The 13,521-nt window shown below is 68.8% G+C and carries 11 protein-coding genes; 5 read left to right on the top strand and 6 right to left on the bottom strand.

The window, feature by feature from the left end:
• Positions 1-332 precede the first annotated feature (332 nt).
• The 6 genes from repC to PMES_RS08765 form a co-directional block, all read right to left on the bottom strand.
• A complete protein-coding gene (gene repC / locus PMES_RS08740) occupies positions 333-1,544 on the bottom strand; it encodes a plasmid replication protein RepC (protein WP_159965333.1) in 1,212 nt (403 codons plus the stop codon).
• 189 nt (positions 1,545-1,733) lie between these two features.
• Positions 1,734-2,702 (bottom strand): plasmid partitioning protein RepB, encoded by a 969-nt coding sequence (gene repB / locus PMES_RS08745; protein ID WP_159965334.1) that lies wholly within the window; start codon positions 2,700-2,702, stop codon positions 1,734-1,736.
• Positions 2,703-2,712: 10 nt separating this feature from the next.
• Positions 2,713-3,897 carry a plasmid partitioning protein RepA gene (gene repA, locus PMES_RS08750; protein ID WP_159965335.1) on the bottom strand — a complete coding sequence of 395 codons (1,185 nt, stop codon included), beginning with the start codon at positions 3,895-3,897 and terminating at the stop codon, positions 2,713-2,715.
• Between the two features lie 226 nt (positions 3,898-4,123).
• Positions 4,124-4,627, bottom strand: a complete 504-nt coding sequence (locus PMES_RS08755) for a hypothetical protein (protein WP_159965336.1) — start codon at positions 4,625-4,627, stop codon at positions 4,124-4,126.
• Between the two features lie 375 nt (positions 4,628-5,002).
• The gene (locus PMES_RS08760; RefSeq protein ID WP_159965337.1) at positions 5,003-5,335 is read right to left on the bottom strand and encodes a hypothetical protein; all 333 of its coding nucleotides are present in this window, start codon (positions 5,333-5,335) and stop codon (positions 5,003-5,005) included.
• Positions 5,336-5,482: 147 nt separating this feature from the next.
• Positions 5,483-6,949, bottom strand: a complete 1,467-nt coding sequence (locus PMES_RS08765; protein ID WP_159965338.1) for a hypothetical protein — start codon at positions 6,947-6,949, stop codon at positions 5,483-5,485.
• 465 nt (positions 6,950-7,414) lie between these two features.
• On the opposite strand from PMES_RS08765, the gene PMES_RS08770 reads away from it, so the two are divergent.
• From PMES_RS08770 to PMES_RS08790, 5 genes are all read left to right on the top strand, one after another.
• On the top strand, positions 7,415-8,440 hold the full coding sequence (locus tag PMES_RS08770; protein ID WP_236549751.1) for a glycosyltransferase family 2 protein: 1,026 nt from the start codon (positions 7,415-7,417) through the stop codon (positions 8,438-8,440).
• 3 nt (positions 8,441-8,443) lie between these two features.
• Positions 8,444-10,264 (top strand): ABC transporter ATP-binding protein, encoded by a 1,821-nt coding sequence (locus PMES_RS08775; protein ID WP_159965339.1) that lies wholly within the window; start codon positions 8,444-8,446, stop codon positions 10,262-10,264.
• A gap of 91 nt (positions 10,265-10,355) precedes the next feature.
• Positions 10,356-11,375 carry a glycosyltransferase family protein gene (locus PMES_RS08780; protein ID WP_159965340.1) on the top strand — a complete coding sequence of 340 codons (1,020 nt, stop codon included), beginning with the start codon at positions 10,356-10,358 and terminating at the stop codon, positions 11,373-11,375.
• Complete coding sequence (locus PMES_RS08785; protein WP_159965341.1) at positions 11,372-12,580, top strand: hypothetical protein; 1,209 nt, start codon at positions 11,372-11,374, stop codon at positions 12,578-12,580. The genes PMES_RS08780 and PMES_RS08785 overlap by 4 nt, the downstream gene beginning before the upstream one ends.
• Positions 12,577-13,521 carry a glycosyltransferase family 2 protein gene (locus tag PMES_RS08790; protein WP_159965342.1) on the top strand — a complete coding sequence of 315 codons (945 nt, stop codon included), beginning with the start codon at positions 12,577-12,579 and terminating at the stop codon, positions 13,519-13,521. Before PMES_RS08785 ends, PMES_RS08790 begins: the two co-directional genes overlap by 4 nt.

The following is a 13,521-nucleotide window of genomic DNA, read 5'->3' on the forward strand; positions in this document are numbered from 1 at the left end:
GCAAAGCCGCCTCGACGACCTGCTGCCGTGGAACTTCAAGCCGTCAAGCTGAACCGCTGGTGCTGTTCAGCTAACGCTTACAGAGCACGGTCTATGAAGCCGACAGGGCCATTGTTCAGCCGGTCGGCCCGCGCGGCGCTCCAAGGATCTAGCACGGCGCGCACAGCTGAATGGAGATCCATATCGGGGTGCTGCGCCAGATCCTTCCGGATGCTCCAATCCGTCATCGGGCCTTCATATGGGCGTATCTGGTATCCTCGAGAAAACACACCGCGCCGGGTCGGATAATCACGCATCCCAAGGCCTGGGGCGGAGTTGACAGCTGTCAACTCTTACGCCGGTGTCCCCTCAACCTTCAGCGCGCGCAGCATTGGGCCCGGCGTGAAGCGCCCCTGTTCGGCCTTGACGCTGAGCACGCGCAGATAAGCTCCCGGGTTTCTTATCACCGCGAATTTCTCGAGGATGCAGGCAAGGGTGACTGCTGCGGCATCACTGCCCATGCGCGACTTGGCCATCTGCCAAACGTCACCGCCGATCCCGAGCATCGGGCGCACCGTTTCTGCCGCCTGTGTCAAACCGTGCCAGTTTGCAATCCCGCCGGGTATCAACTCGGCAATCTGTCTGCATCGTGCCAATATCTCGGGCAGGGCCGGCATGTCGTCGCGATCCTCTCTCGGCGTGCCCACCCGTGGCGGATGGGACGCGCCGGAATCCGCAAGCCGGGTTTCCACAGCCCTCTTTCTTTCAATAGGTATTCTGTCTGAAGATTGAATGTGCCGCTCATTTTGGCTGTCATCGCCGCTCAAATCCACGGTTTCGAGACAGGACGACGCGTCGATCTCGGTCAGCATCCGCGCGTGCAGATCAGCGCTGGCAACGTTCAATCTCGCGGCCGCATCGAGGTCCAGCTTCCGGCGCAGACCCCGCAGGAGTTCCGCCTGGTCGGCGCGCAAGGGGCCAAGCTGCTCGGGCGGCAGGCCGGCCTCCGCGAGCCAATCGCCGAGCTTGGCGATATCGCGCAGCCTCACGACAGTCTCCTCGCGCAGCGCCCTGACCTTGGCCAGCCTTTCGCGTTCGGCCTCTGCGGCCTCGGATATCTCGCCCGCCCGCAGCAGCAGGGGTCGCAAATCGAAGCCGAAGGCCCTGCTGATCCCGCCGCCCGGACCGCGCGCGGCATAACGCTTGCCATTCGGGCTGTCATGGCGCGCCACGAGGCCCGCTTTTACCAAGGCTGCGAGATGCCGGCGCAGGGTGCTCTCCGCCATGCCATGGGCCCTGAGGCCAAGGGCGGCATTGGAGGGGAAGACGACCAGCATGGCCGTATCGCAAAGGACGCGTTCGGGATGAAAGGAGACAAGCGCGGCCAGAACGGCGAGGTCCCGGTCGCTGATTCCGAAGGCGCGCCGCGCCAGTGTCAGCTCGGCCAGCAGCGCGTAGCGATCCGCGCGGGCCGTCCCGCGCGGTGTCTCCTCGAGCACCCGCGCCGTCTTCAGGGCGGGGGCCGTCATGCGCGCCGCAAAGGGCGTCATCGTAATGTGCTTCATCCGTTTTCACGAAGGCAAAACTCTAGCGTGACGTCCAAGGACGGCTGTTGACAGCTGTCAACTTTCGAAGCTACATACGAGGTGCGAGTTCGATGGGGCCTCTCGGGATTTTACCGTCTCGGGAGGTCTTTCGTTTTCTGCCTGTCCCGTGCTCCTCTCTTCAGTGTTGAAACCGCGCGTATTTCGCGCTCATTCGCCGTGTTCCTTCAGGAAACGACGGTGAATCTCTTCCATGTTCGCCGCGATCCAGTCGCCGAGCGCCGCATCCTCGATGCTGAGCGTCCGGCCCTTTCCCGTGCGGCGCAGCTGCCCCAGCTGGGCGCCACCGACCCCGGACAGGATCGTCCTGGCGGGGGCGGGCTTGCGTCCGGCCGGATCGAGCGCGGCGAGCACCGCCTCGAACCGGGCATCCGATGTCTCGCCGGCGGCAAGTTCCACGAGCCGGGGCAGGGGCGTGTCGCCGATCCGCTCCGACATCAGGCGCCAGCGATCGCGTCCCGCCGACGGGGCGGCACCGATCGCCGTGATCAGCGCGGCGGGAACCGCGTCCGCGATGCCGAGCATCCGGCTCAGCACCGTCTTGTCGAGATGCAGCGCATCGCCGATCACCTTGCGCGTGAAGCCCATCTCGACCATCTGGCGCGCAAAGCTCGCCTTCTCGATGAAGCTCAGCTCCTTGCGCGCGCTGTTCTCCTGGCCCTGCGCAATGATCAGGTCGGCATCGCTCAGATCGCGCAGCATCGCGCGGACGGGCTGCCCGATCCGGCGCAGCGCGGCCACCCGCCGCCGCCCGTAGACCACCTCGTAGCGCCCCTCGACATTGGGCGAATGGCGCAGGAGGACGGGAACCTGCTGGCCATAAAGGCGCAGGCTTTCGGCAAGCGCGTCGAGCCCCGCGGGATCGGCATCGAGCCGGTCGCGCAGGCCCGCATCGTCGATCATGTCGGCCGGAACCTCGATCAGGGCGCGTTTCTTGAGCTCGGCGATCGACTGGCTGACCGCACCGATCGCACCCTTTGCCGAGCGGGGCAGGGGGGTGGCCCGCGCGTCGCCCGCGGAGCCCGGAGCATTGGCGTCCGGCCCGTTCGACGAAGCGCTCTCTCCCTCGCCGGACACGGCCGGTGTCATCAGGGATTTCAGAAGGTCCTTGCGCGCCATTGCCGTCTCCTCATGCCTTCGCCTGGCGGCCCCAGGCGGCCTGGATCAGCCCCTCGATCTCGCCGTTGACCGCGTTCAGGCTCTCGATCGCGCGCTCATAGGTGGAGCGGGTGAACTGGCTCCGCTCCACCTCGTAGAGCGTCTGCTTGGTGATGCCGGCATCCGAGATCGCGGTGGATTTGAGCACCGGGTGATTGAGCACGTGCTCGCCGAAAAGCGAGCGCATGAAACTGACCATCTGGTTCTGTGGCCCGTCGCCGGGCTCGTAGCGTGTCACCACGTAGCGCATCCAGTCATAGGACATGTCCGCCCCCGCCTCCGCCACGACCCCCAGAAGGTTCGACGTCATCAGCAGGAACTGGCACATCGACATCACGTCGAGCATCTGCGGATGCACCGTGACCAGCACCGCCGTCGCCGCCGACAGGGCCGACATCGTCAGGAAACCCAGTTGCGGCGGGCAATCCATCACCACGATGTCGTAATCGCCCTCGATTTCCGCCAGTTTGTCACCAACCCTGGTAAAGAAGAGATGACCGGCCCGTTCGGCCAGGACACGCGGCGTGTCATGCTCGAATTCCATCAGGTCGAGATTGCCCGGGATGATGTCGAGATTGGTGAAATAGGTTTTCTGGATAACGTCCCGCACCGGCACGGGATCGTCATAGCGGATCGCGTCGTAGAGCGTGCCGCCATCGAGCAGGTCGAATTCGGGCTGAAACCCGTGAAGGGCAGAGAAGCTGGCCTGCGGATCGAGATCGATCGCGAGGACCTTGTAGCCGTCGAGCGCCAGCTTCTGCGCCAGATGGGCCGATGTCGTGGTCTTGCCCGAGCCGCCCTTGAAGTTGATCACCGTAATCACCTGGAGCTGGTCGCCCGCACGCCGTCCGGGCAGGTAGGTGCCCGGTGACTTGGCCCCCTTCTCGAGCATCTCGCGCAGCGCCTGGATGTCGGCGGGCGTGTACCAGCGGCGCCCCCCGGTGCGGATTTCCGGCTCGGGCCCGCGCCCCTCGAGATGCAGCTTGCGCAGATAGGCATCCTTGACCCCCAGCAGGTCGGCGACCTCGCCGGAGGTGAACTTGCGCAATTCCTTGCGGGCATCGGGCGGAAAGAGTTGCTTGCGATGGGCCTGCAGACGTTCCGAAAGGCGTGCCGCATGCTCTCCCACGAGCACGTCGATCCGTTCATTGCCCATTCGCTGTCCTTCGCCTCGCGGGGGCGGTGGCCGCCTCCCGATTTTCACATCCGTTTGTTACGGTTTGCGACGTTTAGTATTGCTCATGGCGTAAGTGAATGACCGACCCGGGAGATTCTCGCAAGAATTTTCTCGCAACCTGCGCGTCGCCTCGCTCCGGGCAGGCCCGCGCAAGAGGGTCCGGGCGGGTGATGGGGGCCCGCCCGGACCCGTGCCGCAATGGCGGTCAGTCGTTGTCGCTGCGGCGGTTGGCCTGCAGGCGGACCAGCTCGTTCAGCGACCGGCCCTCGGCACGGACGCCGAGGCTCGCGGCCAGCTGGGCGCGGGCGGCGGCGCGGGCCTCGCCATGGGAGCGGCCCGAGAGGACGAACTCGGCGCGGTTGCTGTCATTCTCGACGCGCGCCTGTGCCAATTGCTGCATCTCGGCCACGCTGAGCGCGCCCGGCGCAAGGCCGAGACCGCGGGCAAGCTGGTCCGCACGGGTGGCGCCGGCATCCGTGCCGCTATTGTTCAGAAGATGCCGGATGCGGGTGCGCGCCCCGGAGCCGCCTTCGGATTTCAGCGCCTTCAACTGCACGAGCTGCGGCAGGGAATAGGCGCCCGGCGCGACCCCGAGGGAGCGTGCGAGCTGCGCCTCGGAAGCGCTGACGGGCTGCGCGGCGGCGGGGAGGGCAAGCCCGAGGGTTGCGGCGGCGAGGCTTGCGGCGAGAAGCGTGCGATAGGAAGTCATTGGATCGATCCTTGCAGATTGAATGCAGCGCGGCGGCTGCGGGATGATGCGGCAGCCATGAAGGCCGCGCGTTTTGAGGAAATCGCAGGCCCGGCCCCCCTTGACGGGGACGAAAGGCAGGGCCCGTGATGCGGTATGGATGAAGGATGCGGGCCAGCGGCGAGGGAAAGGAAACCGCCGGCCCGCGGGCTTTACGCGCCGGTTCGGGCACGTACCTCTGTTGCACGCAGCGCGGGACAAGGGCCTCCAAGCGTCACGGCATAACGCTCATGCGGTGTGAAACCGGGCATTGCGTCTGCGAAAGGCGAGGAGAGCCTGCAACCCGGCCCCGAAAGCGGCACGCGGCGGCCCGTTTCAGAGCCTCGAGGCGCCGGGTCAGGCTCTTGGAGGGCGGCGTAGTCCGAACTCGGAGAGCAGGTCCGCGATCCGTCCATCGCGCACGCCGTGGACATGCGACAGGGCCGGGCCGGTGATCCGCAGAGCGGCACGCTCGGGCACGAGGCTCGGCGCCGAGGACGGCTCGCAGTGAACCGCCTCATGGCGCGCATGGCTGTCCTCTTCGCCTTCGGCATGGGGCCTGATATGGCTGCCATGGTCTTCCGAATGGGCGAAGGCGCCTGCCGTGCATTCGAGATCGAACTCCTCGGCCGCGGCATAGGCGGAGACGGCAAGCAATGAGAAGGCGGCAAAGGCGGCCGCCAGGGTCATCAGTATCCTGAATGCAAAACCTGTTCTCATGAGGATGACTGGAACAGCAATGCGGAGGCCGGGACAAGAGGTCTCCCTCGCGGGAAGGGGGCGGCCCGTCGCTCACGTTTTCGTCATCGGGCCATGGAGCCTTTCAGGAGAAGCGGGTCATGCCGGCCCGGCCTCCCTTCGGGCCGGTGGGCGGCGCCGCAATTCCTCGGCCGCGAAGGCGAGGGCCAGCAGGACCGCGACCCAGATGATCCGCCCCTGGTATCGATCCGCCGGCGCCGAAAGCCCCCCGCATATCAATGCGTTGGCCGCGAGGCCCGTCACCAGCATCGCGATCGGCGCGCGCGTTCGGGGCCGGAAGATTGCCGCCAGAAGCAGCGCGAGGGCGGCGGCGAGGGCGGCCCAACGCTCGATCCGCTCGGCGCGCTCGAAGCGCGCCACGTCGCGGGGCAGGGTGTCGACATGCAGGCGCGCCGGCCCCGCAATCTCGTAGCTGACCTCGTGAACCTCGCTCAGACCGATGCGCGTGAATTGCTCCGCGGCGTTGCCCAGAAGCGCCCAGAGCTGCGCCGGCGGATCATAGAGGAAGACCTCCCAGACCAGCGCGACCTCCTGGTCGGCGACCTCGGCCATCTGCGCGCCGCTGGCGCGATCCTTGATGTTCCCGGGCTCCCAGAGTGCCTCGGCCACGGTCTGCGGAAAGCCGTCGGGATAAAGCTCGCACAGGGTGAAGGCCACATCATCGCAATTCTCGGTTAGGTAGCGCACCGCGACCCCGTCGGCGAGCGAGCGCGCCAGCAGGATCGGCAGACGGGCAGGGGCCACGCTCGCCTTTCCCGGAAGCATTCCCGACATGCCGATATTGAGCGCCAGCGCGGCAAGGAGCGGCACCTGTATCGCAAGCGCCGCGATCCAGCGCCGCCGCCATGCCAGCCACAGGCCGAGCGCCACGCCCATCGTCGCGGCAAGGGGGATATGGCTGTAATGCGACAGCACCGCCCAGAGGGCAAACAGGCCCAGAAGCCCCCCCGTCCAGATCCCGATCGCCCCGCCCCGGCGCAGCACCACGAGCGGCACGAGGATCAGCCAGGCGGCAAGGATGTCGGGCATGATCTGTCCCGCGAAAAAGCCGGCATTCGTCACCGCCGCCATGCCGATGCCGACCCCGAGCCGCGCCAGCGGCGCGAGCGGATGGAGCACCATCCAGATCAGCCAGGCGGTCCCGAGCGCGGCGAGGATCACGGGTGCGAAGACGCCCCCCGCCCGCATTGCCGCGTTGACATAGACCGCGAAGGGCACCGAGCGCACATTGGCCACGCTCTTGGCATCGGGCTCTGGGGACGCCGTGTCGCCATCCCCGTCCGTATCGTCCCCACCTGATCCGTCATCACGGCCTTTGCCGGGTTCCGCGCCTTCCTGCGCCGGGCCAAGGCCGAGCCGTGCGCCAAGCACCGCGATCGCCACCCCGCCGCCAACATAATAGCTTCGCGTGTCGCCGAAGGCGAAGGGTGCCCCGGAGCGCAGGGCCGGGAAGAGGAGCGCCAGCGTCAGCAGGGCGATGACCCCGATCCGCACGAAAGCGGCCGATGCCCCGCGGCGGGGCCTGCCCTGATCGAATTCCGTCATCACCATTCCTCCTGGCACGGGGGCAGTTTTCCCAGGCGGCGCATCCGCGGACCTGTCCTGCCGTCACGTCACCCTGCCGCAATCATAAAATCGAACCGGGCCGAAACCGGGGCAGCCCTTGTAACTTTGGTGCCCTTGGATCACAAAACGCCCGGCACCTCCATCCTCGCATCGCCCCGCGCATCGACGTTGGATCACGACGCGGGGCCGGTGCATCCGTGGCGGAGGGCGGGACGGCGCAGCGCCGTAAACCTGCCCAAGATACGCCGCAGCCATGGGGCATGACAGCCCGGACAGCCGCCGGTGCGATGCGCCGCGATCATTCGCCGCCCGGGCCTCCGGGCATTTCGCCGCCGGGCGATTCGACCGGCCCGATCCCGGTCCGCATCCCTTGCATGGCGGTGCGCCGGTTCGAGACAAGAGGCCCGCCCCGGGTCCCGCAACGAGACATCGGACGCAGGCCCCATGCCGGATATCCCCCCCACACCGCCGGCCCCCGCGGCCTCCGAACATCCCGCGCCGCGTGACGCCGCATGCGTCGAGGGCCGCGGTCTCGCGACGGCCAAAGGCGAAGGCATCGGCGACGCCCGCACGGACGCCGCGCATATCGACATGGCGCAGGCCGGCCCTTCCGGCGCGGCGGTCATCGTCATCCCCTCCTATGACCGGCCCGAGCAGCTCCGCCTGTGCCTTGACCATTTGTCGCGGCTCGATGGCGGTCCATGGCAGGTGATCGTGGTCGATGATGGCTCGCCGGAGCCGCTTGCCCCCGTCTGCGCGGATTTTCCGGGCGTGCGCTGCGTGCGGCGCGAGAATGGCGGGCCGGGGGCCGCGCGCAATACCGGTGCCGCGGCGGCGGGAGAGGCGCGCTGGCTGCTCTTCACCGACGATGATTGCCGGCCCCGGCCCGATTGGGCCTTGAGGATGCTGCAGGCGCAGGGCGGCGTTCCGATGCGTCTCGTGGGGGGGCGGATCGAGAACATGCTCTGCAACGTCTTTTCGCAGGCCAGCCAGTCGCTTTCGAGCTATCTCTACGCGTATTACCAGTCACGAGGCTCGCAGATGTCCTTCTTTACCACCAACAACATGTGTTGCCGGACCGCCGATTTCGCCGCCGTGGGCGGCTTCGATCCCAAGTTCCGCATCGCCTCCGAAGACCGCGACCTGTCGCTGCGCTGGAAGGATGCGGGCGGCGCGCTGAGCCATGTGCCCGGCGCGGTGGTCGATCACGCCCACCGCCTGACCCTTGCCAGCTACTGGCGCCAGCATGCTAATTACGGGCATGGCGCGCGGACCCTCCACCTCGCGCTTGACGGGCGCGGCGACGACCGGCCCAAGGTCGAGCCCTTCGGCTTCTATCTCGGCCTGCTGCTCTGGCCGCTGCGTCATTCGAGCCGCCTGCGCCTCGTGGAATCGGGCCTGATCGGGCTGAGCCAGGTGGCCATGGTCTGGGGCTACTGGCGGGCGAAGCGCGCCGGGCGGAGGGGCTGACCCATGGGACTTGGCTACAGGTTGATCTGGCAGCTGCTCGAGCCGCGCCAGAAACGCAGCTTCGCCTGGCTGGTGCTCCTGATGATCCTCACCGGGCTTTTCGACATTGCCGGCGTCGCGCTGGTGGTGCCCTTCCTCACGGTGATGTCCAACCCCTCGATCATCTTCGAGCGGCCGTTCCTGTCGCGGCTCTACGAATTGGCGGGCTTCGAGAGCAGCTTCGGCTTCCTGCAGGCGCTCGGGGCCGCGATCTTCGTGATGGTGATCGCCGGCATCGCGGTGCGCACCGTGACCTTCTACCTGACCAACCGCTTCACCCGCGACATCGCCGTGTCGCTCAGCCACAGGCGCCTGTCGGGCTATCTCGGCAAGCCCTACGAGTGGTTCCTGACGCAGCATTCCGCGCACTTGGCAAAATCCGTCCTCGAGGAAATCTCGGAGATCGTGAACAACATCATCGCCCCCGCCATCAGGCTCATCGTCAACGGCTTCCTGATGCTGCTTCTGGGGCTCTTCCTGATCTGGGTCGAGCCGCTCGGGGCGGCGGTGATCGGCGGGGCCTTCTCGCTTGGCTTCGGCGGCGTCTACTGGCTGCTCGGCGCGCGGCTCGGCGAGATGGGCGAGGACCGGCTCAGGGCCAATCGCGAGCGTCACCAGATGGTCGGCGAGGCCTTGGGCGGCATCAAGGAAGTGAAGGTGATGGGGCTCGAGCGCTACTACCTGTCGCGCTTCCTCGCGCCCTCCTATCGCCTGGCGCGCCATCACGCCTCGCTCTCGCTGATCGGCGAGCTGCCGCGCTACGCGCTCGAGGCGCTGATCTTCGGGGGGATGCTCCTCTTCGTGCTGTTCCTGCTGTGGATGCGCGGCGGCGACATGCAGCAGGTGATCCCGGTGATCGGGGCCTTCGCCTTCACCGCGATCAAGCTGATGCCGACCGCGCAGATCCTCTTTCGCGACCTCTCGCTCGCGCGGTTCGGGCAGCCGGCGCTGGCCGAGCTTGCCGCCGATCTCTCGGTCGGCCCCCGCGACGCGCGCCCCACCGAATTGCCGCCCGAACTGGCGCTGCATCCCGGCCGCGAGGCGGGCGAGATGATGCAGCGCGAGCTGCGCCTGCAAGGGGCGAGCTACCGCTATCCCGGCGCCGGGATCACCGCGCTCGAACGGCTCGACCTGAGCGTTCCGAAGGGCGCGCGGATCGGCATCGCCGGCTCGACGGGGGCGGGAAAGACGACCCTGATCGACCTGATCCTCGGCCTCATCGTGCCCCATGAGGGCAATCTCCTGATCGACGGCGTGCCGCTCACGGGCCCCCGGCGCACCGACTGGCAGGCCCGGCTTGGCTACGTGCCGCAGACGATCCACCTTGTCGACGACACGGTTCTCGCCAACATCGCGCGCGGCATTCCGGCGGAGCGGATCGACCGGGACGCGGCCCGGCGCGCCATCGTCCTCGCCGGGATCGAGGACGTGGTCGAGGCCCTGCCGCAGGGGATCGACACGATGATCGGCGAGGGCGGGCTGAGGCTTTCTGGCGGCCAGCGCCAGAGGCTCGGCATCGCCCGCGCCCTCTACCGCAGGCCCGAAATGCTGATCCTCGACGAGGCGACGAGCGCCCTCGATGCGGTGACGGAGACCCGTGTGCTCGATGCGGTGAACGCGATGGAGGGCTGCACCACGGTGATGATCAGCCACCGCCTCACCTCGCTGGCGCAATGCGATCACATCTATTTCCTCGAGCATGGGGTGATCACGGCGCAGGGCGATTTCGACGATCTGCGCCGCGACGCCCCCGCCTTCAGGGCGATGCTCGAGGCCGCCGAATGAGACAGGCTTCACACCGCCCGGACGGCGCCGGCGCCGCTGAACCCGGCGGCCGGGGACCGCGTTCCGAAGCGGGCCGGGCCAAGGAGAGACGATGATGCGCGACGCGCCATGGCTGATTACCTGCGTGGGGGTCGAGCATGACCTGCCCCTGCTGCCCCATTTCCTGCGCCACTACCGCGCGCTCGGGATCGCGCCGGACCGTTTCGTGATCCTGCTCAACGCCGCCGATGCCGAGCATCCCGGCCTTGCGCGGGCCCGCGCCGTGATCCGCGACGAGGGGATCACCCGCGCCGCCATCGATTGGATCGCGCCCTATACCTCCGGCAGCATGTGGGCCCGGCGCGGCGCGGCGCAGGCCGAGTTCTGCGCGCCGGATGCCTGGGTGCTGAACGCGGATGTCGACGAGTTCCACCGCTGGCCGGAGCCGCTCGCCGATTGCCTCGCCCGCGCGGACGCGCTCGGGGTGGACTGCATCCAGGGGGTGATGATCGACCGGCTCGCCCCCGGCGGCGTGCTGGCCCCCGTCGCCCCCGCGCCCGGTATCGGCACGCAATTCCCGATCCGCGCCGAGGTCGCGCAGGCGATCGGCGGCGAGAGCCAGGTTCACGGGCGCGGCGGCACCGTCAAGATCATGGCCGCCCATGGGCGTCTGCTGCCCCGGCGCGGCGGGCACCGGCCGCTCGATGAAAGCGGCGTACGCTACCTCTATCGCAATCCCCTCGGGGAGTTCCCGCAGATCGACGATCCGCAATTCCGCTTCCGCGTCCCCACCACGGTCGAGCATGTCCACTGGACCGCAGAGCTCGCCGCGCGGCTCGAGCTGCGGCTCGCCACGCCGGGCGTCAGCCCCGCCGGCGCCGAATACGGCCGCCGGCAGCTCGATCACATCGCCGCGCATGGGGGCATCTCCCTCGCGGATGTGGCCCTTGCGCCGCGCCTTGCGCGCGATGCGGACCGCGCCGACGGCACCATCGCGCCGGTGCGCCCCTCGGTGCCTGCCGATGGGGCCGAGGACTGGCCGCAGGCCCTTGCGCGAATGCGCCGTGCGGGGCGGGTGCGCGGGGCGATCGGCATCGCGCGGGCCGGTGCGCGCCGGGTGCTGGGCCGATGAGCGGCTGGCGCGTCACCCAGCTGACCTTCGGCAGCGATGCGGGGCGGTTTCACGCCCACAGCTATTACGACATCCCGGTGATGAACCCCGAAGGCAGCATGCTTGTCGGATTCGAGACCCGTTTCACCGGGCGTCATCCGGAGCCCGGCGACGCGGTCGGCATCGGCATCGTCGAGACCGACAGGCCCGGAAGCTGGCGCGAGATCGGCACCAGCACCGCCTGGAGCTGGCAGCAGGGTCCGATGGCGCAATTCGTGCCGGGGGCGCGCGAGATCGCCTGGAACGAGCGCGGCGCGGACGGCTTTGCCGCGCGGCTCCACGACATCGCTTCGGGCACGTCGCGCAGCCTGTCGCGCCCGCTCTACGCGATCGCGCCGGACGGGCGTTCGGGCCTGTCGGTGAACATGACGCGGCTCGACACGCTGCGTCCCGGCTACGGCTATGCGGCGCTGCCGGAGGCCGGCGCGGAGGCGGTGCGCGCACGCCTGCCCGAGGATGACGGGGTGTGGCGAGTGCCCCTCGATGGCGCCGCGACGGAGCTTCTGCTGCCATTGGCGCGGGCGGCGGAGTTCCTGATGTCGCAGCTGCCGCTGCGCGAGCGTCTGCGCCACCGGATGGCGCGCTATCACTACTGGTTCAACCATGTGAAGATCGCGCCCGGCGGCACCCGCTTCACCGTCAAGCTGCGCTGGCGCAGGCTCTCGGGCGGCTGGAACGGCACGCAGGGCGTAAGCCTGACCTGCGGCATGGACGGGCGCGATCTGCGCCTGCTCGCCGCCGCCACGTCGCATGTGCTCTGGCTCGATGACAGGCGGCTCTATTTCTACGACGAGCGGCGGCGTGACATGCCCATCTTCGAGGATCGCGCCCCGCGCGGGCACCGCGTCGGGCAGCTCGGTGCCGGGGTCATCACCGCCAATGTCCACCTGCGCCATCTGCCCCCCGGCCCGCCGCCGCCCGGAAAATTGCCGCCGCGCATCCTCTTCGACACGCCCTATTCAGAAGAGGTCTCGCTTCTGGAGATGGGCACCGAGGGCGGCGCCGTGCCACTGCGCATCGACAGCTTTTCCGGACACGTTCCGGCGCGCGGCGCCTTCCGCTGCGATCTGCATCCCTGCCCTGACGCCTCGGGGCAAAGGATCGCGCTCAGCTCGATGCGCGATGGCGGACGCCAGATCTACATCGCGGTGCGCGAGGAGACATGAGCCTTGTCAGCGTCATCCTTCCCGCCCATGACGTCGCCGCCTATGCCGGCGCGGCGGTGCGGGCGGTCGGCGCGCAGGACTGGCCCGACTTCGAGCTGATCGCCGTGGATGACGGCTCGCGCGATGCGACCGCCGCCGCGATCGAGACGGCGATGGCGCCCATACGCGCCGCCGGGCACCGCGCGGTGCTGCTGCGCCAGGACAATGGCGGGCTCGGCGCGGCGCGCAACGCGGCGCTGGCAGCGGCGCGGGGCGATCTGCTGCTCTTCGCCGATGCCGACGACCTGCTTGATCCCGACGCGATGCGGCATCTGGCACAGGCGCTGAAGGCGCATCCCGCGGCCCGGATGACCTTCCCGCGCTGCCGCCATGTCGGCCCCGGCGGCGCCGAGCTCGGCGTCCTCTCGCCGCGTCCCGAAGGGCCGGTCGGCGCCGGGGCGCTCCTTGCCGACAATCCCATCCATACCGATACGGGCGTGATGCTGCGCCGGGCCGCGCTGCCGGACCCGCCGCGCTTCGATACCGGCCTGCCCTCGGCGATCGGCCTCGATTTCTGGCTGAGGGCAAGCGCGGGGGGCGGTGCGTGCATCCTGCCCCTGTCGCGGGTGCTCGTCTCCTATCGCCGCCGCCCCGGGCAGATCACCTCCGACTGGCGGCGGCAGAAGGCCGGCTGGGAGCGTGTCGCCGGGCGCGCCGCCCTGCCGGCCCGCGAGCTGCGCGCCGCCCGTGCCCGCGCCGGCGTGGTCTGGGCCACCAGCGCCTATCAGGCGGGCGATCACGGCGCGGCGCGGCGGCTCATGGCGGGCGCGCTGCGCGCCGATCCCGCCGCGGCCCTCGGCAATGGCGCGGGCCGGATCAGGTTGGCCGCGGTGATCGCCAGCCTGCTGCCCGGACCGCTCCACGGGGCCTTGGCGCGCCTTGCCAATCGCACAGGATCCTGA

This window comes from Profundibacterium mesophilum KAUST100406-0324 (assembly GCF_009835145.1).
In the GTDB taxonomy this organism is placed as follows: domain Bacteria; phylum Pseudomonadota; class Alphaproteobacteria; order Rhodobacterales; family Rhodobacteraceae; genus Profundibacterium; species Profundibacterium mesophilum.